Here is a 23,299-nt window from a genome sequence, read left to right as displayed (position 1 = left end):
GTCCGCCGAGGTCAGAACGACCCGGCGACACGTCGCGGATCGGAGAATTGTCGTGGCCAGGGACCGCCGCCGGCGCGTCGTCCACGGCCCAGCCGGTGCGCGCCACGGCCGCGTCCAGCCGTTCCGACGGCAACTGTCAAATCTGATTGACACTCGATCCTGCCACGCCTAGCCTTCGCCCATGAGCCGCTCGATCGCAGATCCCTCGACCCCGCTTCGGCCCAGCCTCTCGGCGGGAATCGAACTCCTGAAGCCGATCACCTGGTTCGCACCCATGTGGGCTTTCGGCTGCGGCGCCATCTCGGCGCGCGCCATGGCGCGCCCGGGCGACGACACGCTGTGGATCGTGCTCGCCGGAGTCGTTCTCGCCGGACCGCTGCTTTGCGGCGCGAGCCAGGTGGTGAACGACTGGTACGACCGCGACGTCGACGCCATCAACGAGCCGAACCGGCCGATTCCCTCCGGGCGCATGCCCGGCCGCTCGGCGTTTCATCTCGCGCTCTTCTGGACGGGGCTGTCGCTGGCCGTCGCCTTCGCCCTCGGCCCGTGGGTCGGCATCGCCTCGGCGCTCGGCTGCCTCCTCTCCTTCGCCTACAGCGCACCGCCGCTGCGGCTGAAGCGCAACGGCTGGTGGGGCAACGCCGCGGTCGCCTTCGCCTATGAGGGGCTGGCCTGGTTCACCGGCGCCGCCGTCGTCGCCGGCGGTCTGCCGGACGCACGCATCATCTTCGTCGCCTATCTCTACAGCATCGGTGCCCACGGCATCATGACGCTCAACGATTTCAAGGCGATCGAGGGCGACGTGGCACTCGGCGTACGCACCCTGCCGGTCCAGTACGGCGTCGAGGCGGCAGCGCTCATCGCCTGTGCGGTGATGACTGTGCCGCAGCTTCTCGTCACCCTGCTGCTGGTCGCCTGGGGCGCCCCCTGGCACGGCCTCGTCGTCGCGCTGCTCGTCGTGCTGCAGCTCGGGCTGATGCGCCGCTTCGTCGCCGATCCGCGCGGCCGCGCCCCCTGGTACAACGCCACGGGCACCAGCCTCTACGTCCTCGGGATGATGGTCGCCGCCTTCGCCTTCGGCGGCATCCTCGGGGGTTGAGGCGATGGCGGGTCTCGGCTGGCTGCAGATCGTCCGCCTCGCCTTCGTCCAGACCGCGCTCGGCGCGATGCTGGTGCTCACGACCTCGACGATGAACCGCGTCATGGTGGTGGAACTCGCCTTCCCGGCGATCGTCCCCGGCGCCCTCGTCGGCATCCACTACGTCCTGCAGCTGATGCGTCCGGTCTTCGGCCACGGCTCCGACGGCGGCCGGCGCCGCACGCCCTCGATCGTCGCCGGCATGGCGGTGCTCGGGCTCGGGGCGGTCGGCGCATCCGGCGCGACGGCGCTCATGGGCGTTCATCCGGCCGCCGGCATCGCCGCGGCGATCCTCGCCTTCGTCGCGATAGGCGCGGGCGTCGGCGCGGCCGGCACCAATCTCCTCACCCTCGTCGCCACCGAGGTCGCCGAGAGCCGGCGCGGCCCGGCGGCGACGCTGATCTGGATGATGATGATCGCCGGTTTCGCCGTGACCACCGGCCTTGCCGGGCACTTCCTCGATCCCTATTCGCCCGGCCGGCTGGTCCTCGTCACCGTCGTCGTCTGTGTCGTCGCCTTCCTCGTCAGCGTCCTCGCCATCGTCGGCGTCGAGACCGGCAGCGCCGCATCGCAGTCCGGCGCTCCCCCCGCTGCGAAGCCGGCCTTCCGGGCGGCGTTCGCCGAGGTCTGGCGCGAGGCGCAGACCCGCCGATTCACCGTCTTCATCTTCGTCTCGATGCTCGCCTACAGCGCGCAGGACCTCATCCTGGAGCCTTTCGCCGGCATCGTCTTCGCCATGACGCCCGGCCAGACGACCGCGCTTTCGAGCGCCCAGCACGGCGGCACGGTGGTCGGCATGGTGCTCGTCGCGGTGCTGACGCCCGTCCTTCTCCGCCGCCTGCCGGGCGCCGTCACGGTGCTCTGCGTCGCCGGCTGCATCGCCTCGGCGATCGCGCTGGCGATGCTCTCGGCGGAAGGCATCGCGCCCGGCTTCGTGCCGATCACCCCGCTGGTCTTCGCGCTCGGCCTCGGCAACGGCGTCTTCTCCATCGCGGCGATCGCGCGGATGATGGGCCTCGCGCGCGACGGCGCCAGGGACCGCGAAGGCGTGCGCATGGGCATATGGGGCGCGTCCCAGGCGATCGCCTTCGGCCTCGGCGCCTTTCTCGGCACGGTCGCGGTGGATCTGACCGGCCATCTCCTCGGCCCGGGCGGGGCGGCCTACGCCTTCGTCTTCGGCGTCGAAGCGCTGTTCTTCCTCGTCTCCGCAAGGCTCGCGAGCCGCGTCGTCGCCGCCCGCCGGCCGCCGGCGTCGGAGGCGGACGGTGTGCGGACGGAGCATTCCTCCAGCGAAGCGGTGCCCGCATGAAGCCAAGCGACACTCCCTTCTTCGACGTCGTCGTGGTGGGCGGCGGGCCCGCCGGTGCCACCGCGGCCGAGGCGCTGGCGAAGGCCGGCCATTCCGTCGCCCTCCTCGACCGGGCCGGGCGGATCAAGCCCTGCGGCGGCGCCATTCCGCCGCGCCTCGTGCGCGACTTCGACATCGCGCCGGAGCTCCTCGTCGCCCGGATCTCCAGCGCCCAGATGGTCGCGCCGTCGGAACGCCGCGTGCCGATGCCGATCGACAACGGCTATGTCGGGATGGTCGACCGCGAGCATTTCGACGAATGGCTGCGCGAGCGCGCCGCGGCGGCGGGCGCCACCCGCTTCACGGGCCGCTTCCAGGCGATCGAGCGCGACGGCGGCCGCACGCTGGTCCGCTTCCTGCCGGCCGCCCGGAGCGAAGATGGCGGCACGACCGGCGAACACCTGATCGCCACCCGCCTCGTCGTCGGCGCCGACGGCGCGCGCTCGGCCGTCGGCCGGCAGGCCGTTCCCGGCGCCGACAAGGTGCCCTGCGTCTTCGCCTATCACGAGATCGTCCGCGCCGGGCCACAGGCCGCCGGCGCCGACTACGACCCGGTGCGATGCGACGTCTATTACCAGGGCCACATTTCGCCGGACTTCTACGGCTGGGTGTTTCCGCACGGTGCGACGGCCTCGATCGGCACGGGAAGTGCCCTCAAGGGATACGGCCTGAGGCCGGCGGTCGAGCGGCTGCGGGCCGCCGCCGGCCTCGCCGGGGCCGAGACGATCCGGCGGGAAGGCGCGCCGATCCCGATGAAGCCGCTGAAGCGCTGGGACAACGGCCGCGACGTCATCCTCGCCGGCGACGCCGCCGGTGTCGTCGCCCCGGCTTCGGGCGAAGGCATCTACTACGCCATGGTCTCGGCCGAGATGGTCGCCGAGGCGGCGGTGAACTTTCTCGCCACCGGCAATGCGAAGGCGCTTGCCGGCGCCCGCCGCGCCTTCATGCGCGAGCACGGCCGGGTGTTCTGGATCCTCGGCATCATGCAGCGGTTCTGGTATCGCTCCGACGCCCAGCGCGAGCGCTTCGTCGCGATCTGCCGCGACAAGGACGTCCAGCGCCTGACCTGGGAATCCTACATGAACAAGAAGCTGACGCGGCGCGATCCGGCGGCGCATCTGAAGATCTTCTTCAAGGATCTCGCCCACCTCTTCCGGCTCGTCTCGCCCTGACCCGCCACCGCCATCAGGTCGATCCGGCGACGGCAACGACCTGAGGCCCGGTCCAAAAACCGGAACGGATCTCGTCGGGGACGAAGCATCGAGGCGGGGTTTGTCGGCGGCTTCGCCCGGCGGGCTGCAGGATGCATCGGGCGAGCCCGAGTTCGCGGCAGACGACCGCGCCGGCACAGGCCGCCATTGCTGCCGGGCCAGATCCGATCGGTGAGGACGGGTCAGCCCGGTATCGTCACGCCGCGATAGGACGCGATGGCGAGAAGGATCGCGGCGCCGAGCACCGCGCCGATCATCAGCCAGACCAGCGCGATGGCGAACTCGCTGGCCTTCGAGCGTTGCGGCTTTTCTTCCGCCGGCTTCTTCGGCTCGCCGAACCGCAGCGGCTCGGCATCGTCCGCGTCGTGCCGCAGGCTGCGGCCGTGCTGATGAAGCTCGGAGATGCCGATCAGATCGTCGGCGGCATAGGCCTTTTCCCGCTCGACGATGCGGGCGGCGACATAGTCGGTCACGCGGTCCGCGATCACCCGCGGCTCGGTGGATTCGACGAGCACGAGCCGGCCGATCCGCGTCTCGCGGACGAACCGGTAGGTCCGGCGGTCGCGCGCCATCATCACGTGGGCGGTACCGTCGACCCACAGCCGCGGATGGCTGCCGCCCGAAACGGTGAAGTCGAAAAAGTCGTCGCCCGGTTCGATTTCGTTGATGATCGGCTGGAGCTCTTCGGCGAGGATCTCCAGGCGCGCGCGATCCGCCTCGCGGATGTCGACGACGACGTCCGAACGCTGCGCCGCGGCGATCTTCGCCTGGCGGACGGCGTCGGCGAGACGCTTCGTCCCCATCAGCTGCGCAATGTTGTCCCTCGTCTCGCTCATTCCCGCCTCGAATCGCCCCGGTTAACCGGAGATTAACCGTAACGGCGTTTGCGGCGGAAGGAAACCATTGACCCCGCCGGCTGGCGAAATCAGCCGGCCTCGGCCCGCGAGGCCGCGCGGCCTATCGCGGCAAGCGTCTCCCCGGGCGCCTCCAGCATCAGCATGTGGCCGACGCCGGCCAGCCGTGTGACCGCGAAGCCGGCCGGAAGGCCGTCGCTCTGGCGCACCGGCGTGACCGGATCCTCCCTGCCCCACAGCACCTCGATCGGCAGCCCGGTCGCGGCTACCGCATCCAGCGGCAACACGCCCTGGCGGCCGGATCGGAACAGCGCGTCGAAGATCGACCGGATCTCGTCGCGGCCCTCGGGCCAGTTGCTTCCCGAGAAGCCGGCCTCTTCGATCGAAAAGCGCGGCGCGGTCATCGCCTGAAGTCCCGCCTTCAGCTGTTGCGGGTCGGCGGCTTCCATGACCCGGCGGATCGGTTCGGCGCCGATCTCCGGCCCGAATCCGCCGGGGGCAAGCAGGGTCAGCGAGGCGACGCGGGCTGCATCGAACAGGGCAACGAGGCAGGCGACGGCCCCGCCCATGGAGTGGCCGACGACATGCACCTTCCCGATCCCCCGGTCCCGCAGCGCGGCGATCACCGCGCGCGCCGCGACCTTGGGCGGGCCGAAGCCCGGATAGGCGCGCGACCGGCCGTGGCCCGGCAGGTCGAAGGCGAGGCATCGTTCCCCATCGGCGGCGAGGGCCGCCATGACGGGAGCGAAGGCCTCGGCCCGCCCGTCGAAACCGTGCAGGAAGACGAAAGGCGGCCTGTCGCCGCCTCCCGTCTCCTCGGCATGAAGGCGCGCCTCGGGGGACACCGCGGTGCTCACGCAGCGACGATGCGGTTGACTGCCGAAACGATCGCCTCGAGCGAGGCGGTCACGATGTTCTTGTTGATCGCCGCACCGAACAGCCGGCCGCCCGGATGGGCGATTTCCATGTAGCAGATGGCTCGTGCGTCCGATCCGCTGCCGAGGGAATGCTCCGAATAGTCGTAGACGGAGAAGTCGACGCCGAGGTGGCGCTTCAGCGCGTCGACGAAGCCGTCGATCGGGCCGGTGCCGAGGCCCTCGATGGTCACTTCCCTGCCGTCGTCGAGGATGGTGGCCTCGACGATGCGCTCGCCCTTGACGTTCGGATTGGGCTTGGTGAAGTGGTCGACGAATTTCAGCCGTCCGGCCGGCTGCTCGACATAGCGCTCGATGAAGCGCGCATAGATCGCCTTGGCCGGCAGCTCGACGCCGGTCTCGTCGGTGATCCGCTGGATGTCCTCGCGGAACTCGATCTGCAGGTTGCGCGGCAGGTTCAGCCCGTAGTCGGCCTGCAGGATATAGGCGATGCCGCCCTTGCCCGACTGCGAGTTGATGCGGATGATCGCCTCGTAGCTGCGGCCGACGTCCTTCGGGTCGATCGGCAGGTAGGGAACCTCCCAGACCTCGCTGTTCGCCGCCCGCCGCGCCTTCATGCCCTTGTTGATCGCATCCTGATGCGAGCCGGAAAAGGCCGTGTAGACGAGTTCGCCGACATAGGGGTGGCGCTCAGGGATCGCCAGCTTGTTGCAGTATTCGTAGACGTCCTTCAGCCGGTTGATGTCGGAGACGTCGAGGCCCGGGTCGATCCCCTGCGTGTACATATTCAGCGCCAGGGTGACGAGATCGACGTTGCCGGTGCGCTCGCCATTGCCGAACAGCGTGCCCTCGACGCGGTCGGCGCCGGCCATCAGGCCGAGTTCGGTCGCGGCGATCGCCGTCCCCCGGTCGTTGTGGGGATGCAGCGAGACGATGAGGTTCTCGCGGTTGTCGAGATTGCGGCACATCCACTCGATCTGGTCGGCATGGACGTTCGGCGTCGACATCTCGACGGTCGCCGGCAGGTTGAAGATCAGCTTGTTCTCCGGCGTCGGCTGCACGATTTCGGCGACGGCGTTGCAGATCTCGGCGGCGAATTCGAGCTCGGTGCCGGTGAAGCTCTCAGGCGAATATTCGAAGCGGTAGCCGCCGCCGGCCTTCGCCGCCATGTCGGTGATCATCTTCGCCGCGTCGACCGCGATCTGCCGGATCCCGGCACGGTCCTTCTGGAACACGACCCGCCGCTGCAGCTCGCTCGTGGAGTTGTAGAAATGGACGATCGGCCGAACGGCACCCTCGAGCGACTGGAAGGTCTTCTCGATCAGTTCCGGCCGGCACTGGACGAGCACCTGCAAGGACACGTCGTCCGGCGCCCCGCCCTGCTCGACGCACCAGCGCGCGAAGTCGAAATCCGTCTGCGAGGCGGAGGGAAACCCGATCTCGATTTCCTTGAAGTTCATGGCGAGCAGCAGCGCGAAGAAACGCGCCTTGCGATCCTGCCCCATGGGATCGATCAGCGCCTGGTTGCCGTCGCGCAGATCGACCGAACACCAGACCGGCGCCTCGGTGATGGCCTTCGACGGCCATGTGCGGTCGGGCAGGTCGATCATCCCGTAGGGACGGTACTTCTTCGGCGCGTCGGCCATGGTTTTCGGGGCGTCGCTGCGCGACTGTTCCGCCCGGCGCGCCGCCTCGGCGGCAAAGGGCGTGATGGGACTGACGGACATCGGCTTTCACCTCGATCGCTCGGAACGCCCTCGCGAGGGGCCATGACGGCGCCTTCATGCGCGAACGCGTCGAGAATTGCACGGAGATTGTTCAGACGAGGGGCTGGGCGAGGCTGTCGCAGACGCGCGCCGGCCGGTTCGACCGCCGGACGCCCCTTCGATCAACGGGTCCGACGGCCGCCGCTAAGCAGGAGAAGGAGCGGAAGCAGGGCACGCGACGGCAGGGCGCGGGAATTGCGCGCATCGATGGCCGAAATCATGGCTGCCGTCTTGATCATGGGCGCGAATGTAGCCGATCCCGGCCGGATTGCAACGGCCCTTCGCAGGCTTCGCGGCAACAGCTCCGATCCGAAGGCCGGGCGAGACGGACGGCTCGATCTCTTCGCGCGCGGAACACGTCGGCGCCGCGACGACGTGCACTCGCGCCGAGGAAGCGCTCTGCCGCGGGCTCGTGCGCAGCGCTCCGGGATCCGCTTGGGTCGAGGCCCAAATGTTCCGGCGCCCCCTCGCGTAGAGAGCCCGCGAAGCTTGCGCGAAGACGCCCGGACGCACGCGTAGCCGCGAATTTTGTGGCAATCGCCTGCGACATTTCCTATCGCTCGCTGGGGGAAGCGGCCGGGGAGCGGCGATTTGCGATCGGCATTCAAGCGACTGGCGCATCTCGACGTCCCGGATCTGGCATCGGGCGTCATGCCGGTCGTCGCGACTCAGGTGCTTCTCGCCGTCGTTCTCAGCGCCGCGTCGGTCGGGCTGCGCGTCGTCGCCGACCTCTTCATGCCGGGCGCCGGCCCCTTCGCTCTGACGATCCCGGCCGTCCTCGTCGCGACGCTGTTCGGGCGCTGGCTCTGCGGGGCGATCGCCGAAACACTCTCCTCGCTCTATGCTTGGTATTTCGTGCTGCCCATCGTCGGCAGCTTCCAATTCGCGGTGCCGGCCGACGGCCCGCGCGTCCTCGTCAACATGGCGTCGGGCTATTTCGTGGTGGCGCTGGCCGAGCTGTTCCGGCGCGCCATGCGCAACGCACTCGCCGATCGCGACGCGCTGCTCCTCGAATTGCAGCACCGGGTCAAGAACAACTTCGCCTCGATCGCTTCGGTCCTGCGCCTGCAGATCTCGAGCACGCAGAGCGAGGAAGCCAAGGGCGAGCTCGCCGCCGCGATCGGACGCGTCGAGAGCTTCGTCCACGCCTACGAGTTCCTCTACCATGACGCCGACCGCACGGGCGCGGTGGACATGCGGGGCTATCTCGAAGGGCTCTGCCGGGCGCTGGCGGCCTCGCTCGGCTCGACGCGGGACGTCAACCTGCGCTGCGAGGCGGAGCCGGCGGAAATGCCCCGCGACCGGGCCATCCTCGTCGGCCTGCTGGTCAACGAAGTGGTCAACAACAGCGTCAAGCACGCCTTTGCCCCGGCCCAGAAGGGCGAGATCACCGTCAACTTCCGGCGGAGCGAGACCGGCTACGACCTCGCCGTCGCCGACAACGGCAAGGGCATCGGCGTCGAAGGCCGGCCTGGCTCCCTGGGCCTGCGCCTGATCCGCGGCCTCACCGCCCAGGCCGAAGGCACCGTCGCCTCGCAGAGCGACGCCGGCGGCACCCGCTACACCTTCAGCTTCCAGGCCTGACGTTGCGCCTCGTCGCGGCAGCGGCGCGGCCTTCGATCGCAGCAGGTCTGCCGGAGCGCCGGGAGCCATCGTCCTGTCGTCCATGCCGCCGCCGAGACGGCGCGGCGCGTCAGCGCCTGAGGACGAACACCGCCTGTTCGCCGAAGAGGTTCCAGAACCACCACGGCATCTTCATGCCCATCTTCTGGCCCGTCGCGTTCAGCGCGATCGCCGTCTCGACCGTCGCACCGAGTTCTCCGGCGAGTTCGACGAAGTCGCGGATGGTGCAGAAATGGATGTTCGGCGTCTCGTACCAGGAATGCGTCAGGTTGCGGGTCACCGGCATGCGGCCGCGCAGGCCGAGCGCATAACGGATCGACCAGTGGCCGAAATTCGGGAAGGAGACGATGGCGCGCCTGCCGATCCGCAGCAGTTCCGACATCACGACCTTGGGGTTGCGCGTCGCCTGGATCGTCTGGGACAGGATGACGTAGTCGAAGGTGTCGTCCGGATAGTGGACGAGATCGCGGTCGGCGTCGCCCTGGATCACCGACAGGCCGCGCGCCACGCATTCGTTGACGCCGGCCTGGCTCAGCTCGATGCCCCGCCCGTCGACCCGGCGCCGACTCTGAAGGAGGGAGAGCAGCGCACCGTCGCCGCAGCCGATGTCGAGCACCCGCGATTGCGGCTCGACGAGATCGGCGATGACCTCGAGGTCGACGCGGATGCCGGCCGGGATCGCCGCGACCGTGTCGCTGGTCGCCGTCGGCCCGCCGGTGCGCGTATCGGCGGAGAGCGTCACGACGACAGCCCCCTCGCCCGCGCCGCCGACGAGACGAAACCACCGATCGCGGCGAAGAAGTTCGGCTCTTCGAGCAGGAAGGCGTCGTGGCCGCGATCCGTCTCGATCTCGACGAAGGAGACCGAGGCCGCAGCCGCGTTAAGCGCATGCACCACCGCGCGGTTCTCCTCCGTCGGAAACAGCCAGTCGGAAGAGAAGGAGACGAGGCAGAACCTCGTCTTCGAGCCCTGGAACGCCCTGGCGAGGCTGCCGCCGAAATCGGCCGCGATGTCGAAATAGTCCATCGCCCGCGTCATGTAGAGATAGGAGTTGGCGTCGAAGCGGTCGACGAAGGTCATCCCCTGATGGCGCAGATAGCTCTCGATCTGGAAGTCGGCGTCGAAGCCGAATCCGAAGCTCTCGCGGTCCTGCAGGTTGCGGCCGAACTTGCGGTGCAGCGCCATCTCCGAGAGATAGGTGACGTGGGCGGTCATCCGCGCGACCGCGAGCCCCTTCACAGGGCGCTTGCCCATGGCGAAATACCGACCCCCGTGCCAGTCGGGATCGGCCATCACCGCCTGGCGGCCGACCTCGTGGAAGGCGATGTTCTGGGCCGAGTGGCGGGCGCCCGTCGCGATCGGAAGCGCCGCAAACACCTTGTCCGGATAGCTCACCGTCCACTGCAGCACCTGCATGCCGCCCATCGAGCCGCCGATGACCGCGAACAGCGTATCGATGCCGAGGCGCTTCACCAGCATCGCCTGGGCGCGCACCATGTCGCGGATGGTGATCACTGGCAGGTCGAGGCCGTAGGGCTCGCCGGTCTCCGGATTGATCGAGGCCGGGCCGGTCGAGCCGAGACAGCCGCCGATGACGTTCGAGCAGATGACGAAGTACTTGTCGGTGTCGATCGGCTTGCCGGGACCGATGATCGACGACCACCAGCCGGGCCGGCCGGTGACGGGCGAGCGGCTGGCGGCATAGTGATCCCCCGTCAGCGCATGGCAGACCAGGATGGCGTTGGACCGGTCCGCGTTCAGCGTGCCATAGGTGTTGTAGGCGATCTGGAGCGGCGAGAGATCGATGCCGGCGTCGAGAGCCAGCGGTTCGTCATGGCCGAACACCGCCACCGGGTTGGAGGGCTCCAGCGCCTCGCGGTTGCCGGCGGCGGTCGTCGCCGCGGTCTTGGCGATGTCGGCGTTCGGCGTCACGGTCGAAAGCTCGGCCTTCATCTTCCTCAATCCCTGCAGCGCCGGAGGTTGCCGAGGCGACGGCCGCCGCCGGCGACCCCATGCACAGGCGGCGCGAGCCCCCGAAAGAATCGCCCTTCCGGTCCGCCACGACCGCCGGATGCAGCGCCATCGGTCGGGAAAAGCCGTCCGTCTGCGAAAGGCTGGCCTCGGCGTTTCGGCCGATGCCGCAAGGCACCGGCCGCCGAAGCGTTGGGGTCAGCCCTTCAGGATCGCCTCGATGCTCTCCGTCACATCGTCGATCGGCGCCATGCCGTCGATGGAGCGCAGCGTTCCCTTGCAGTGATAGTAGCCGACGAGCGGCGAGGTTTCCTTGTAGTAGGCCCGCAGTCGCGACCGCATGGTCTCGGCGTTGTCGTCGGGCCGGCGCTTGAAGGCGGTCGAACCGCAGGTGTCGCAGACGCCCTCGGCCTTCGGCCTCCGATCCTCGTCGTGATAGACCGTCCCGCATTTGGCGCAGGAGAACCGCCCCGCCACACGCTTGACGAGGATGTCGTCGTCGACCCTCAGCTCGATGACGTGATCGAGATGCTGGCCCCGCGCCTCGAGCAGTTCCTCGAGCGCGTCCGCCTGTCGCAGCGTCCGCGGATAGCCGTCGAGGATGAAGCCGTTCGCACAGTCCGCCTCGGCGAGACGGTCTGCGACAATGGCGTTGACGACCTCGTCCGGCACGAGGTTGCCGGCGTCCATGATCGCCCTGGCCTTCTTGCCCACCTCGGTCTCGGCCGCGACGGCGGCCCGCAGCATGTCTCCCGTCGATAGCTGCGGAATCTCGTGTCGATCGATCAGACGCTGCGCCTGCGTTCCCTTCCCCGCCCCCGGCGGTCCGAGCAATATCAGCTTCATCTTCCTCCGCGTCTCCCCCCTCTGAGCTTGGCTTTCTTGACGAGGCCTTCATACTGGTGAGCCAGGAGATGGCCCTGGATCTGCGCCACCGTGTCCATCGTCACCGAGACGACGATCAGCAGCGACGTTCCACCGAGATAGAACGGCACGCCGGCCGCCGAAATCAGAAATTCCGGCAAAAGGCAGATCAGCACAAGATAGATCGCGCCGATGACCGTGATGCGCGTCAGGACGTAGTCGATATATTCGGCCGTCCGCTCGCCCGGCCGGATGCCCGGGATGAAGCCGCCATGCTTCTTGAGATTGTCCGCGGTGTCCTTCGGATTGAACACGACGGCGGTGTAGAAGAAGGCGAAGAAGCCGATCAGCCCGGCATAGAACAGCATATAGAGCGGCTGGCCGTGGCCGAGCGAGGCGACGATGGCGGTGGCCCAGTCCGGCAGCTTCGAGGTGTCGGCGAAGTTCGCGACCGTCACCGGCAGGAGCAGCAGCGACGAGGCGAAGATCGGCGGGATGACGCCCGCGGTGTTGAGCTTCAGCGGCAGGTGCGACGTGTCGCCCTGGAACATCCGGTTGCCGACCTGTCGCTTCGGATACTGGATCAGCAGCCGGCGCTGCGCCCGCTCCATGAAGACGATGAAGGCGATGCAGGCGACCGCGACGACGATGACCAGCAGGATGACGGCCGTCGACAGCGCGCCGGTGCGGCCGAGCTCGAGGAGGTTCGCGACCGCTGCCGGCAGATGCGCGACGATGCCGGCGAAGATGATCAGCGAGATGCCGTTGCCGATGCCGCGCGAGGTGATCTGCTCGCCGAGCCACATCAGGAACATCGTTCCGCCGACCAGGGTGATCACCGCCGAGACGCGGAAGAACCAGCCCGGGTCGACGACGATGCCGGACTGCGTCTCGAGGCCGGCGGCGATGCCGTAGGCCTGGAAGGTCGCGAGCAGGACCGTGCCGTAGCGGGTATACTGGTTGATGACCTTGCGTCCCTGCTCGCCCTCCTTCTTGAGGTTTTCGAGCGAGGGAACCACCGACGTCATCAGCTGGATGATGATCGAGGCCGAGATGTACGGCATGATGCCGAGGGCGAAGATCGCCATGCGGCCGACGGCGCCGCCGGAGAACATGTTGAACAGGCCGAGAATGCCGGTCGACTGCTGCTGGAACGCCCGCGCCAGGGCGGCGGGGTCGATGCCGGGCATCGGAATGTAGGTCCCGAGGCGGTAGACGAGGAGCGCGCCGAGCGTGAACCAGATGCGCTTCTTCAGGTCCTCGGCCTTGCCGAAGGCCGAAAAATTCAGGTTTGCGGCCAGTTGTTCCGCTGCCGATGCCATGTCGAGGAGCTCCCCGGGGTTGTCCCGCAGACGGCCGAGAAGCGCATCAGGCGCCCGACCGGACTCGGGCTAGGAAGACGGACCTTTCCCGAGACCCGTCAGATAAGCGGGAGCGGTTTGCCACGCAAGCGCCCAATTTGCCCGGATCGGGCGACGGCGCGTTCAGTGGCCCACTCCCGCCGCGCGTCGGTCGGCAGCCGGCCGACGCGTCGCGGCGACGCCGATCAGGCGGCGCCGGTCTCGTCGGACTTGCGGACGACGGTCGCGGTGACCGAGCCGCCGGCCTTCTCGACCTTCTCGACAGCCGACTTCGAAGCACCGGCGACGGTGAGCGTCAGCTTCGCCGAGAGTTCGCCGTCGCCGAGCAGGCGCACGCCGTCCTTGGCGCGCCGCACGACGCCCGCCGCGATCAGCGCCGCGACGTCGACCGGCGCCGAGGCGTCGAGCTTGCCGGCGTCGACGGCCTGCTGCAGGCGGCCGACGGAGACGGTGTTGTACTTCTTGGCGAAGATGTTGACGAAGCCGCGCTTCGGCAGGCGGCGGTAGAGCGGCATCTGGCCGCCCTCGAAGGCGTTGACGGCGACGCCCGAGCGGGACTTCTGGCCCTTGACGCCGCGCCCGCCGGTCTTGCCCTTGCCCGAACCGATACCCCGGCCCACGCGCTTGCGCGAATGGGTGGCGCCCTCGATGTCGGAAAGCTCGTTGAGTTTCATTGGTCTCGTCTCCTCGGCAGCGGCGCGAGCCGGATTGGGGCTCGAGCGGCGCCGCCTTGCGAAAGGGGTTGGAACCCGCGCCCTCACGCGCGGGTCGCTCCGTCGGAAGCGCTCAGGCCTCGTCGACGATCCGCACCATGTGCGCCACCTTGGCGATCATCCCGCGGACGGCGGGCGTGTCGACCAGGGTGCGACGGCGGTTCATCTTGTTGAGGCCGAGGCCGATCAGCGTCTGGCGCTGATCCTTCGGGCGGCGGATCGGGCTGCCGATCTGCTCGACGGTCACCGTCTTGCCGGCGGTCTTTGCATTGGCCATGGTCAGGCTCCTTCAAACGATGGCACGAAGGCCGGCCAGGTCACTCGGCGGCGGCGGCTTCTTCGGCAGCGGCCGGGGCCGCGCCGCGATGTTCCTGGCGCCTTGCCTGCAGCGTCGAATACTTGATGCCGCGGCGGGCAGCGACGTCCTTCGGATGGGTCGCGTTCTTCAGCGCGTCGAAGGTGGCGCGGACCATGTTGTAGGGGTTCGACGAGCCGAGCGACTTGGCGACGACGTCGTGCATGCCGACCGCCTCGAAGACGGCGCGCATCGGGCCGCCGGCGATGATGCCGGTACCGGCTTCCGCGGTGCGCAGCAGCACCTTGCCCGCGCCATGACGCCCGGAGGCGTCGTGATGCAGCGTGCGGCCGTCGCGCAGCGGCACGAAGATCAGGTCGCGCTTGGCGGCTTCCGTCGCCTTGCGGATGGCCTCCGGCACCTCGCGGGCCTTGCCGTGGCCGAAGCCGACGCGGCCTTTCAGGTCGCCGACGACGACGAGGGCGGCGAAGCCGAAGCGCCGACCGCCCTTCACCACCTTGGCGACGCGGTTGATGTGGACGAGCTTGTCGACGAAGCCGTCGTCGTGATCGTCGCGACGGTCGTTGCGGTCATTGCGAGGCGCCATATCCTAGTCCTTGTTCTTTTCCGGTGGCGTCCATGGGAACGGCCGCCATTGGCGGCCGGGCGAAGCGACCGCCCCAAAGGGCGGCCGCGAGCTGTGAGGCGGGGTCCTCAGAAGTTGAGGCCGGCCTCGCGGGCGGAGTCGGCAAGCGCCTTGACCCGGCCGTGATAGATGAAGGCGCCGCGATCGAAGACGACGTCGGTGACGCCGGCTTCCTTGGCGCGCTCGGCGACGAGCTTGCCGACCGCCGTCGCCGCGGCGACGTCGGCACCGGTCTTCAGGTCCTTGCGCAGCGCCGCCTCGAGCGTCGAGGCGGAAGCGAGCGTGCGGCCCGCCTCGTCGTCGATGATCTGGGCGTAGATGTTCTTGGACGAACGGTGCACCGACAGGCGCGGGCGGCCGTTCGAGACCTTCTTCAGCGAGCGGCGGATCCGCGAAGCACGGCGCCGCAGCGATTCTTTAGCAGTAGCCATGACGGGACCTTACTTCTTCTTGCCTTCCTTGCGGACGATCTTCTCGGCCGCGTACTTCACGCCCTTGCCCTTGTAGGGCTCGGGTCCGCGATACTCGCGGATCTCGGCCGCGACCTGCCCGACCTTCTGCTTGTCGATGCCGGTGACGACGATCTCCGTCGGCTTCGGCACCTGGATCTGGATGCCCTCGGGCGTCTGGTAGACGACCTCGTGCGAGAAGCCGAGCGACAGCTGCAGGTTCTTGCCCTGCATCGCCGCGCGATAGCCGACGCCGTTGATCTCGAGCTTCTTCTCGAAGCCGGACTTCACGCCGTCGAGGATGTTGGAGATCATCGTGCGCGACATGCCCCACTTGGAGCGCGCTTCCTTCGACTGATCCCGCGGATCGACCTTGATGCCACCGTCCTCGAGCTTCACCAGCACCTCGTCGTTGACGACGAAGGCGAGCTCGCCCTTCGGACCCTTGGCCTTGACCGTCTGACCGTCGACCGTGGCGGTCACGCCATCGGGCACCGTCACCGGCTTCTTACCAATACGAGACATTTCGAAACCCTGTCCGTTTCGTGCATGGCTGCCATCTGCCCTTTCAGAGGCGACACGCGCATGCGTTTTGTCGAAATGCCGAAGGGCGGCATGCGGTGCGCCTCTCGGCGCGGCTGCCGCCCTATGGCACAGTTTTCGCCAGATCAGAAGACCCGGCAGAGCACCTCGCCGCCGACGTTCTGTTCGCGGGCGCTGTGGTCGGCCATCACGCCCTTGGGCGTGGAAAGCACCGAAATGCCGAGGCCGTTGGCGACCTGCGGGATCGTCTTCGCCGAAACGTAGACGCGACGGCCGGGCTTGGAGACGCGCGCGATCTCGCGGATCACCGGCTGGTTCTCGTAGTACTTCAGCTCGATCTCGAACTCCGACTTGCCGTTGCCGAAGTCGGTGAGCGTGTAGCCACGGATGTAGCCTTCGCTCTTCAGGACGTCGAGCACGCGGCCGCGCAGCTTCGAAGCCGGCGTCGAGACCGACGACTTGTTGCGCATGACGGCGTTGCGGATGCGGGTCAGCATGTCGCCGAGCGGATCAGACATCGACATGACGTATCCTCCTTACCAGCTCGACTTCACGATGCCGGGGATCTGGCCGTTGTTGCCGAGTTCCCGGAGCGCGATACGGCTCATCTTGAGCTTGCGATAGTAGGCGCGCGGACGGCCCGTCACCTCGCAGCGGTTGCGGATGCGCACCTTCGAGCCGTTGCGCGGCAGCTCGGCGAGCTGCAGCTGCGCCTTGAACCGGTCTTCCATCGGAGCGTCGGCATTCTTGGTGATCGCCTTCAGAGCAGCCCGCTTGGCGGCGTATTTCGCCACCAACTGCTGGCGGTGCTTGTTCTGCTCGATCATGCCCTTCTTGGCCATTTTCTCGTCCTTTGCTCGTCTGCCGTTACGGGCGTCAGTTCTGGCGGAACGGGAAGTTGAAGCCCTTGAGAAGGGCCCGCGCTTCGTCGTCCGACTTCGCCGTCGTACAAACGATGATGTCCATGCCCCACATTTGATCGACCTTGTCGTAGTTGATCTCGGGGAACACGATGTGCTCCTTGATGCCCATGGCGAAGTTGCCACGGCCGTCGAAGCTCTTCGGATTGAGCCCGCGGAAGTCGCGGACCCGGGGCAGTGCGATCTGGATCAGCCGATCCAGGAACTCGTACATCTTCTCGCGGCGCAGCGTCACCTTGCAGCCGATCGGCATGCCCTCGCGCACCTTGAAACCGGCGATCGACTTCGTCGCGCGGGTGATGACCGGCCGCTGGCCGGCGATCCTGGCGAGATCCTCGGCAGCGACGGAGGGCTTCTTCGAATCGCCCGTCGCTTCGCCGACGCCCATGTTGATGACGATCTTGTCGAGCCGCGGCAGCTGCATGTCGTTCTCGTAGGAGAACTGCTCCTGCAGCGCCTTGCGGATGTCCTCGCGATAGATGCGCTTCAGACGGGGCTCGTAGTTGGCGGCTTCAGCCATTGATCTCTTCCCCCGAACGCTTGGCGACGCGCACCTTGGTGCCGTCCTCGAGAGTCTTGAAACCGATACGCGTCGCCTTGCCGTCCTTCGGGTCGGCGACGGCGAGGTTCGACAGGTGGATCGGCGCCTCCTTGGCGACGATGCCGGCCTCTTGGGCCGCGGTCTGGCGCTGATGGCGCTTGACCATGTTGACGCCGCGCACCAGAGCGCGGTCGTCCTTCGGCATCACCTGGATGACTTCGCCCGACCGGCCCTTGTCCTTGCCGGCGAGCACGACGACGGTGTCGCCCTTACGGATCTTCTGCATCGTCCGCTCTCCTCTTAAAGAACTTCCGGGGCGAGCGACACGATCTTCATGTGGTTCTTGCCGCGAAGCTCGCGGGGAACCGGGCCGAAGATACGGGTGCCGATCGGCTCTTTCTTGTTGTCGATCAGGACGGCGGCGTTCCGGTCGAACCGGATCACCGAGCCGTCGGCGCGGCGGATGTCCTTGGCGGTTCTCACCACCACGGCCTTCATCACGTCGCCCTTCTTCACGCGGCCGCGCGGGATCGCCTCCTTGACGGACACGACGATGACGTCGCCGACCGAGGCATACTTCCGCTTCGAGCCGCCCAGCACCTTGATGCACATGACACGACGGGCCCCGGAATTGTCGGCGACGTCGAGGTTTGTTTGCATCTGAATCATGTCAGGACGCCTTCAAAAGCTTTGCATCGGATGCGCCGAGACGGCGCCGTCCGACGGTAATGTTCAACTTGCTGCCTGGCTCGCCGCGTTCTCGACGACGACCCAGCTCTTGTCCTTCGAGATCGGCCGCGACTCCTCGATGAAGACGACGTCGCCCACCTTGCAGTGGTTCGTCTCGTCGTGCGCCTTGTACTTCTTCGACCGGCGCACGGTCTTCTTCAGGAGCGGATGGGCGAAGCGGCGTTCCACCAGCACCACGACCGTCTTGTCGTTCTTGTCGGAGACCACCGTCCCCTGCAGAATGCGTTTCGGCATGTTCTCGTCCTTCAGGCCTTGGCCGTTGCCGACTTCTGGCGGGCGATCGTCTTGATCCGCGCGATGTCGCGGCGGACCTGGCGCACCCGCGCCGTGTTCTCGAGCTGACCCGTGGCCCGCTGGAAACGCAGGTTGAACTGCTCTTTCTTCAGCTTGGCGAGCTCGTCGGTGAGTTCGTCCTGGGTCATCGTTCTGACGTCGGAAGCTTTCACGTCAAACTCTCCTGTTATTCCGCAATGCGCTGGATGAAGCGCGTGCGCACCGGCAGCTTCGCCGCGCCGAGGCGCAGCGCCTCGCGGGCGATGTCCTCGGGAACGCCGTCGATCTCGAACATCACGCGGCCGGGATGGACGCGCGCTGCCCAGTAGTCGACGCCGCCCTTGCCCTTGCCCATGCGGACTTCCGTCGGCTTCGAGGTGACCGGCAGGTCCGGGAAGATCCGGATCCAGACGCGGCCCTGACGCTTCATCTGACGGGTGATCGCGCGGCGGGCCGCCTCGATCTGCCGGGCGGTAACCCGCTCCGGCTCCAGCGCCTTCAGACCGAAGGCGCCGAAATTGAGGGCCGTCCCCCCCTTGGCGGTACCGTGGATGCGTCCCTTGAACGCCTTCCGGTACTTCGTACGCTTTGGCTGCAGCATCTCATCAACTCCGAATTCTCAAACGGCCTCAGGCGTGTTCACGGCGACGACCGCCGCCGTGACCCTCGCCCTCGACCGCGCGGCGCTCAGAGGCCATCGGATCGTGCTCGAGGATCTCACCCTTGAAGATCCAGACCTTGACGCCGCAGATGCCGTAGGCCGTCTCGGCCTCGGCGGTGCCGTAGTCGATGTCGGCGCGCAGCGTGTGCAGCGGCACCCGGCCCTCGCGGTACCATTCGGTCCGGGCGATCTCGGCGCCGCCGAGACGGCCGCCGCAATTGATGCGGATGCCCTCGGCGCCGAGCCGCATGGCCGACTGGACGGCCCGCTTCATCGCCCGGCGGAACGCCACGCGGCGCTCCAGCTGCTGGGCGATCGACTGGGCGACCAGCGTCGCGTCGATCTCGGGCTTCCTGACCTCAACGATGTTGATGTGCGTCTCGGCATTGGTCATCGAGGAGAGCTTGCGGCGCAGCTTCTCGATGTCGGCGCCCTTCTTGCCGATCACGATGCCCGGACGCGCCGAGTGGATCGTGATGCGGCACTTCTTGTGCGGCCGCTCGATGACGATCTTGGAGACCGCCGCCTGCTTCAGCTCGTCCATCAGATAGCGTCGGATCTTCAGATCCTCGTGGAGCAGCTTGCCGTATTCGCCCTTGTTGGCGAACCAGCGCGAATCCCACGTCCGGTTGATCCCGAGCCTGAGGCCGGTCGGATTGATTTTCTGACCCATTATGCGGCCTCCTCGATTTCCTCGACCTCGCGCACGACGATCGTCAGGTGCGCGAAGGGCTTCTCGACCCGGCTCGCACGGCCACGGCCGCGGGCGTGGAAGCGCTTCATCACGATCGACTTGCCGACATAGGCCTCGGCGACGACGAGCGCGTCGACATCGAGGTCATGGTTGTTCTCGGCGTTCGCGATGGCGCTTTCCAGCGTCTTCTTGACCGTCTCGGCGATGCGCTTGCGCGAGAAGGTGAGATCGGCGAGCGCGCGATCGACCTTCTTGCCGCGGATCAGCTGAGCCACGAGATTGAGTTTCTGCGGGCTGACGCGGATCGAGCGGGCCACCGCCCTCGCCTCGTTCTCCGCAAGCCGACGCTCGGCTTTCGCCTTGCCCATGGTTACTTCCTCTTCGCCTTCTTGTCGGCGCCGTGGCCGTAATAGGTGCGGGTCGGGGCGAACTCGCCGAACTTGTGTCCGACCATGTCCTCGTTGACCGAAACCGGAATGTGCTTCGAGCCGTTGTAGACGCCGAAGGTCAGACCGACGAACTGCGGCAGGATGGTCGACCGCCGGGTCCAGATCTTGATGACGTCGTTGCGACCGCTCGAACGGGCCTTGTCGGCCTTCTTCAGAAGAAAGCCATCGACGAACGGGCCCTTCCAGACAGAACGTGCCATTGAAAGTTTCCCTTACTTCTTGCGCTGATGGCGCGAGCGCATGATGAACTTGTCGGTCGCCTTGTTCTGGCGCGTGCGCTTGCCCTTGGTCGGCTTGCCCCACGGGGTGACCGGGTGCCGGCCGCCCGAGGTACGGCCTTCGCCGCCGCCATGCGGATGGTCGACCGGGTTCATCGCGACGCCGCGAACGTGCGGGCGCTTGCCGAGCCAGCGCGAGCGGCCGGCCTTGCCGAGATTGATGTTGCCGTGGTCGGGGTTCGACACGGCACCGATCGAGGCGAAGCACGCCGACGGAACGAGGCGCTGCTCGCCGGAATTCAGCCGCAGGATCGCCATGCCCTGGTCGCGGCCGACGAGCTGCGCGTAGGACCCGGCCGAGCGGGCGATCTGGCCGCCCTTCTCCGGCTTCATCTCCACATTGTGGATGATGGTGCCGACCGGGATCGCCGACAGCGGCATGGCGTTGCCCGGCTTGACGTCGACGCCGGAGAGCCCGGCGACGACCTGGTCGCCGACCGCCAGACGCTGCGGCGCCAGGATGTAGGCGAGTTCGCCGTCCTCGTAGCGGATCAGCGCGATGAAGGCGGTCCGGTTCGGATCGTATTCGAGCCGCTCCACCGTACCGGCGACGTCGAGCTTGCGACGCTTGAAGTCGACCATGCGGTAGGTCCGCTTGTGACCGCCGCCCTGGTAGCGCGCGGTGACGCGCCCGGTGTTGTTGCGGCCGCCCTTCTGCGTCAGACCCTCGGTGAGGTGCTTGACCGGCTTGCCCTTGTAGAGGCCCGAACGGTCGACGATGACCAGCTGGCGCTGGCTCGGCGTGTTCGGCTTGAAGTTCTTCAGTGCCATCTCTTGCTTCCTCCGGTCCCGCTCAGAGTCCGGTCGACACGTCGATCGAATGGCCCTCGGCCAGCGTCACGACGGCTTTCTTCTGATCGCTCTGGCGGCCGACGCGGCCCTTGAAGCGCTTCACCTTGCCCTTGCGGACGATGGTGTTGACCGCGGCGACCTTGACGTTGAACAGGTTCTCGACGGCGGCCTTGATCTCAGGCTTCGTCGCCGTCCCCGGCACGTTGAACACCACCTGGTTCGATTCCGACAGGAGCGTCGACTTCTCGGTGATCACCGGCGAGGTGATCACGTCGTAATGGCGCAGATCGGTCATTTGAACCGCTCCTCGAGAGCCTCGACTGCGGCCTTGGACAGGACCAGCGTCTGCCGGCGCAGAATGTCGTAAACGTTGATGCCCTGCACCGGCAGGACGTCGATATGGGCGACGTTGCGGGCCGAGCGCGAGAAGTTCTCGTCGAGCTCGGCGCCGTCGACGATCAGCGCGTTGGCGAGGCCGAGATCGGCGAAGCGCTTGACCGCCGCCTTGGTCTTGGCGTCCTCGGCCTTCAACGCGTCGACGACGATCAGGCCGCCGGACTTCGCCTTGGCCGACAGCGCATGCTTCAGCGCCAGGGCACGGAACTTCTTCGGCAGATCGTGCGAGTGATCGCGCGAGACCGGTCCGTGGGCCTTGCCGCCGCCGCGGAACTGCGGCGCGCGGGCCGAGCCGTGGCGAGCCCGGCCGGTGCCCTTCTGGCGATAGAGCTTGGCGCCGGTGCGGGCGATCTCGGCACGGCCGAGCGACTGGTGCGTGCCCTGCTGGCGCTTGGCGAGCTGCCAGCGGACCATGCGCTGGAGGATGTCCTCGCGCGGCTCGAGGCCGAAGATCTCGTCGGCCAGCGTCACCTTGCCGGCGTCGGATCCGTCGAGGCTCTTGATCGTGATGTCCATTACTCAGCCCCCTCGGTGGCGCTCGCTTCCGCCGGCGCGGCGTCGTTCGCCGCGGCGCGCAGCGCGGCCGGCTTCGGCGCATTGTCCGGCAGCGACGCCTTCACCGCGTCGCGGATCTCGATCCAGCCGCCCTTCGAGCCCGGCACGGCGCCGCGCACGAGGATCAGACCCTTCTCAGGGTCGGTCCTGACGATCTCGAGGTTCTGGGTGGTCACCCGAACCTGACCCATGTGACCGGCCATCTTCTTGTTCTTGAAGACGCGGCCCGGATCCTGGCGGTTACCCGTCGAACCGTGCGAGCGGTGCGACACCGACACGCCGTGCGTCGCGCGCAGGCCGCCGAAGTTGTGGCGCTTCATCGCGCCGGCGAACCCCTTGCCGATCGAGGTGCCGGTGACGTCGACCATCTGCCCGGCCACGAAGTGGTCGGCGGTGATCTCGGCACCGACGTCGATCATGTTGTCTTCCGAGACGCGGAACTCGACGAGCTTGCGCTTCGGTTCGACGGAAGCCTGCGCGAAGACGCCGCGCATGGCCTTGGACGTGTTCTTCACCTTGGCGAGACCGGCGCCGAGCTGGACGGCGCTGTAGCCGTTCTTCTCGCGGGTCCGCTGGGCGACGACCTGCAGGTTCTCGACCTTCAGGACGGTGACCGGAACATGCTCGCCGGCGTCGTTGTAGACGCGGGTCATTCCGACCTTCTGTGCAATCACACCTGAACGCATGGGCGTTATCCTTCCCGTGCTCGGATCAGAGCTTGATCTCGACGTCGACGCCGGCGGCGAGGTCGAGCTTCATCAGCGCATCGACCGTCTGCGGCGTCGGATCGACGATGTCGAGAAGCCGCTTGTGGGTGCGCATTTCGAACTGCTCGCGCGACTTCTTGTCGATGTGCGGCGAGCGGTTGACGGTGAACTTCTCGATGCGCGTCGGCAGCGGGATCGGCCCGCGCACATTCGCGCCCGTGCGCTTGGCCGTCGACACGATCTCGCGCGTCGAAGCGTCGAGGACCCGGTGGTCGAACGCCTTCAGACGGATGCGGATATTCTGGCCGTTCATGTTCTATTGTCCTCTGTCGGAGGCGACCGGCACGCCGGCCCTTTTCCGAGCGCTAGTCATTCTCAAATCAGCCAATGTCTGCGCGGGCAGTCCTCACGCCCGCCCCTTCGCGAACGAAGGGACGAAACGGCCGGCGCCTGCGATCCGATGGGGACCGCGCCGCGCCGGCCGACGACGCGCCTTTACTACTCGACGATCGCGGCGACGATGCCGGCGCCGACGGTGCGGCCGCCTTCGCGGATGGCGAAGCGCAGGCGCTCCTCCATGGCGATCGGCACGATCAGCGTCACGTCCATCGTCACGTTGTCGCCCG

General features: G+C 67.5%; 33 protein-coding genes. 4 read left to right on the top strand and 29 right to left on the bottom strand.

The genetic code is table 11. The annotated features are described in order from the left end of the window. The first annotated feature begins 181 nt into the window (after positions 1 to 181). From chlG to J1C47_RS17245, 3 genes are read left to right on the top strand one after another with little or no spacing between them, the layout of a single operon-like run. Positions 182 to 1,099, top strand: a complete 918-nt coding sequence (chlG, locus tag J1C47_RS17255) for a chlorophyll synthase ChlG (protein WP_207352028.1) — start codon at positions 182 to 184, stop codon at positions 1,097 to 1,099. Between the two features lie 4 nt (positions 1,100 to 1,103). Further along, positions 1,104 to 2,447, top strand: a complete 1,344-nt coding sequence (locus tag J1C47_RS17250; RefSeq protein ID WP_207352027.1) for a BCD family MFS transporter — start codon at positions 1,104 to 1,106, stop codon at positions 2,445 to 2,447. Next, complete coding sequence (locus J1C47_RS17245) at positions 2,444 to 3,658, top strand: geranylgeranyl diphosphate reductase (protein WP_207352026.1); 1,215 nt, start codon at positions 2,444 to 2,446, stop codon at positions 3,656 to 3,658. Before J1C47_RS17250 ends, J1C47_RS17245 begins: the two co-directional genes overlap by 4 nt. Before the next feature lie 221 nt (positions 3,659 to 3,879). Here J1C47_RS17245 and J1C47_RS17240 read toward each other — a convergent pair whose 3' ends face one another. The 3 genes from J1C47_RS17240 to leuA all read right to left on the bottom strand — a co-directional run bounded on the left by J1C47_RS17240 (position 3,880) and on the right by leuA (position 7,072). Next, complete coding sequence (locus tag J1C47_RS17240) at positions 3,880 to 4,533, bottom strand: hypothetical protein (RefSeq protein WP_207352025.1); 654 nt, start codon at positions 4,531 to 4,533, stop codon at positions 3,880 to 3,882. An 89-nt stretch (positions 4,534 to 4,622) separates the two neighbouring features. Beyond that, positions 4,623 to 5,408: an alpha/beta fold hydrolase gene (locus tag J1C47_RS17235; RefSeq protein ID WP_207352024.1), complete on the bottom strand. Its 786-nt coding sequence runs from the start codon at positions 5,406 to 5,408 to the stop codon at positions 4,623 to 4,625. After that, entirely contained in the window at positions 5,405 to 7,072 is a 1,668-nt protein-coding gene (gene leuA, locus J1C47_RS17230) for a 2-isopropylmalate synthase (protein ID WP_207352104.1), read from the bottom strand. Before leuA ends, J1C47_RS17235 begins: the two co-directional genes overlap by 4 nt. A 711-nt stretch (positions 7,073 to 7,783) precedes the next feature. Between leuA and J1C47_RS17225 the strand changes: the two genes are divergently transcribed. Continuing rightward, positions 7,784 to 8,776 (top strand): sensor histidine kinase, encoded by a 993-nt coding sequence (locus tag J1C47_RS17225; RefSeq protein ID WP_207352023.1) that lies wholly within the window; start codon positions 7,784 to 7,786, stop codon positions 8,774 to 8,776. A gap of 109 nt (positions 8,777 to 8,885) precedes the next feature. Here J1C47_RS17225 and metW read toward each other — a convergent pair whose 3' ends face one another. The 26 genes from metW to J1C47_RS17095 form a co-directional block, all read right to left on the bottom strand. Then, positions 8,886 to 9,494: a methionine biosynthesis protein MetW gene (gene metW, locus J1C47_RS17220; protein WP_207352103.1), complete on the bottom strand. Its 609-nt coding sequence runs from the start codon at positions 9,492 to 9,494 to the stop codon at positions 8,886 to 8,888. Between the two features lie 59 nt (positions 9,495 to 9,553). Beyond that, positions 9,554 to 10,768 (bottom strand): homoserine O-acetyltransferase MetX, encoded by a 1,215-nt coding sequence (gene metX, locus J1C47_RS17215; RefSeq protein WP_207352022.1) that lies wholly within the window; start codon positions 10,766 to 10,768, stop codon positions 9,554 to 9,556. A gap of 216 nt (positions 10,769 to 10,984) precedes the next feature. Next, positions 10,985 to 11,632 (bottom strand): adenylate kinase, encoded by a 648-nt coding sequence (locus tag J1C47_RS17210; RefSeq protein ID WP_207352021.1) that lies wholly within the window; start codon positions 11,630 to 11,632, stop codon positions 10,985 to 10,987. After that, complete coding sequence (gene secY, locus J1C47_RS17205; RefSeq protein ID WP_207352020.1) at positions 11,629 to 12,972, bottom strand: preprotein translocase subunit SecY; 1,344 nt, start codon at positions 12,970 to 12,972, stop codon at positions 11,629 to 11,631. The genes J1C47_RS17210 and secY overlap by 4 nt, the downstream gene beginning before the upstream one ends. Before the next feature lie 224 nt (positions 12,973 to 13,196). After that, positions 13,197 to 13,685: a 50S ribosomal protein L15 gene (gene rplO / locus J1C47_RS17200; RefSeq protein ID WP_207352019.1), complete on the bottom strand. Its 489-nt coding sequence runs from the start codon at positions 13,683 to 13,685 to the stop codon at positions 13,197 to 13,199. Positions 13,686 to 13,797: 112 nt separating this feature from the next. After that, entirely contained in the window at positions 13,798 to 14,001 is a 204-nt protein-coding gene (gene rpmD, locus J1C47_RS17195) for a 50S ribosomal protein L30 (protein ID WP_207352018.1), read from the bottom strand. A 40-nt stretch (positions 14,002 to 14,041) separates the two neighbouring features. Continuing rightward, positions 14,042 to 14,626 carry a 30S ribosomal protein S5 gene (gene rpsE / locus J1C47_RS17190; protein ID WP_207352017.1) on the bottom strand — a complete coding sequence of 195 codons (585 nt, stop codon included), beginning with the start codon at positions 14,624 to 14,626 and terminating at the stop codon, positions 14,042 to 14,044. A gap of 107 nt (positions 14,627 to 14,733) precedes the next feature. Next, positions 14,734 to 15,096 carry a 50S ribosomal protein L18 gene (gene rplR / locus J1C47_RS17185; RefSeq protein WP_207352016.1) on the bottom strand — a complete coding sequence of 121 codons (363 nt, stop codon included), beginning with the start codon at positions 15,094 to 15,096 and terminating at the stop codon, positions 14,734 to 14,736. A 9-nt stretch (positions 15,097 to 15,105) separates the two neighbouring features. Continuing rightward, positions 15,106 to 15,639, bottom strand: coding sequence for a 50S ribosomal protein L6 (gene rplF, locus J1C47_RS17180; RefSeq protein WP_207352015.1), 534 nt, complete (start codon positions 15,637 to 15,639; stop codon positions 15,106 to 15,108). A gap of 143 nt (positions 15,640 to 15,782) precedes the next feature. Next, positions 15,783 to 16,181: a 30S ribosomal protein S8 gene (gene rpsH / locus J1C47_RS17175; protein WP_207352014.1), complete on the bottom strand. Its 399-nt coding sequence runs from the start codon at positions 16,179 to 16,181 to the stop codon at positions 15,783 to 15,785. A gap of 12 nt (positions 16,182 to 16,193) precedes the next feature. Next, entirely contained in the window at positions 16,194 to 16,499 is a 306-nt protein-coding gene (gene rpsN, locus J1C47_RS17170) for a 30S ribosomal protein S14 (RefSeq protein WP_207352013.1), read from the bottom strand. Positions 16,500 to 16,533: 34 nt separating this feature from the next. Then, positions 16,534 to 17,097, bottom strand: a complete 564-nt coding sequence (gene rplE / locus J1C47_RS17165; protein WP_207352012.1) for a 50S ribosomal protein L5 — start codon at positions 17,095 to 17,097, stop codon at positions 16,534 to 16,536. Further along, entirely contained in the window at positions 17,090 to 17,404 is a 315-nt protein-coding gene (rplX, locus tag J1C47_RS17160; protein ID WP_207352011.1) for a 50S ribosomal protein L24, read from the bottom strand. The genes rplE and rplX overlap by 8 nt, the downstream gene beginning before the upstream one ends. A 14-nt stretch (positions 17,405 to 17,418) precedes the next feature. Beyond that, positions 17,419 to 17,787 (bottom strand): 50S ribosomal protein L14, encoded by a 369-nt coding sequence (rplN, locus tag J1C47_RS17155; protein ID WP_163461331.1) that lies wholly within the window; start codon positions 17,785 to 17,787, stop codon positions 17,419 to 17,421. 63 nt (positions 17,788 to 17,850) lie between these two features. Further along, complete coding sequence (gene rpsQ, locus J1C47_RS17150; RefSeq protein ID WP_207352010.1) at positions 17,851 to 18,102, bottom strand: 30S ribosomal protein S17; 252 nt, start codon at positions 18,100 to 18,102, stop codon at positions 17,851 to 17,853. A gap of 11 nt (positions 18,103 to 18,113) precedes the next feature. Beyond that, the gene (gene rpmC / locus J1C47_RS17145; protein ID WP_207352009.1) at positions 18,114 to 18,314 is read right to left on the bottom strand and encodes a 50S ribosomal protein L29; all 201 of its coding nucleotides are present in this window, start codon (positions 18,312 to 18,314) and stop codon (positions 18,114 to 18,116) included. Between the two features lie 14 nt (positions 18,315 to 18,328). Then, a complete protein-coding gene (gene rplP / locus J1C47_RS17140) occupies positions 18,329 to 18,742 on the bottom strand; it encodes a 50S ribosomal protein L16 (protein WP_207352008.1) in 414 nt (137 codons plus the stop codon). Positions 18,743 to 18,770: 28 nt separating this feature from the next. Further along, positions 18,771 to 19,475 (bottom strand): 30S ribosomal protein S3, encoded by a 705-nt coding sequence (rpsC, locus tag J1C47_RS17135; protein WP_207352007.1) that lies wholly within the window; start codon positions 19,473 to 19,475, stop codon positions 18,771 to 18,773. Continuing rightward, positions 19,475 to 19,864, bottom strand: a complete 390-nt coding sequence (gene rplV, locus J1C47_RS17130) for a 50S ribosomal protein L22 (RefSeq protein WP_207352006.1) — start codon at positions 19,862 to 19,864, stop codon at positions 19,475 to 19,477. Before rplV ends, rpsC begins: the two co-directional genes overlap by 1 nt. Before the next feature lie 2 nt (positions 19,865 to 19,866). Further along, entirely contained in the window at positions 19,867 to 20,145 is a 279-nt protein-coding gene (rpsS, locus tag J1C47_RS17125) for a 30S ribosomal protein S19 (RefSeq protein WP_207352005.1), read from the bottom strand. A 12-nt stretch (positions 20,146 to 20,157) separates the two neighbouring features. Continuing rightward, complete coding sequence (gene rplB, locus J1C47_RS17120; protein ID WP_207352004.1) at positions 20,158 to 20,994, bottom strand: 50S ribosomal protein L2; 837 nt, start codon at positions 20,992 to 20,994, stop codon at positions 20,158 to 20,160. A gap of 22 nt (positions 20,995 to 21,016) precedes the next feature. Further along, positions 21,017 to 21,310 carry a 50S ribosomal protein L23 gene (locus J1C47_RS17115; RefSeq protein ID WP_207352003.1) on the bottom strand — a complete coding sequence of 98 codons (294 nt, stop codon included), beginning with the start codon at positions 21,308 to 21,310 and terminating at the stop codon, positions 21,017 to 21,019. Next, a complete protein-coding gene (rplD, locus tag J1C47_RS17110) occupies positions 21,307 to 21,927 on the bottom strand; it encodes a 50S ribosomal protein L4 (protein WP_207352002.1) in 621 nt (206 codons plus the stop codon). Before rplD ends, J1C47_RS17115 begins: the two co-directional genes overlap by 4 nt. Beyond that, positions 21,927 to 22,652, bottom strand: coding sequence for a 50S ribosomal protein L3 (rplC, locus tag J1C47_RS17105; protein WP_207352001.1), 726 nt, complete (start codon positions 22,650 to 22,652; stop codon positions 21,927 to 21,929). Before rplC ends, rplD begins: the two co-directional genes overlap by 1 nt. Before the next feature lie 25 nt (positions 22,653 to 22,677). Beyond that, on the bottom strand, positions 22,678 to 22,986 hold the full coding sequence (rpsJ, locus tag J1C47_RS17100) for a 30S ribosomal protein S10 (RefSeq protein ID WP_007066362.1): 309 nt from the start codon (positions 22,984 to 22,986) through the stop codon (positions 22,678 to 22,680). Between the two features lie 185 nt (positions 22,987 to 23,171). After that, a partial coding sequence (locus tag J1C47_RS17095; RefSeq protein WP_446685272.1) for an EF-Tu C-terminal domain-related protein occupies positions 23,172 to 23,299 on the bottom strand: 128 nt, incomplete at its 5' end.

Source organism: Jiella sonneratiae, assembly GCF_017353515.1.
Classification (GTDB): Bacteria; Pseudomonadota; Alphaproteobacteria; order Rhizobiales; family Rhizobiaceae; genus Jiella; species Jiella sonneratiae.
The sequence above is the reverse complement of the archived record's forward strand: the minus strand, read 5'-3'. Positions and strand labels throughout refer to the sequence as shown.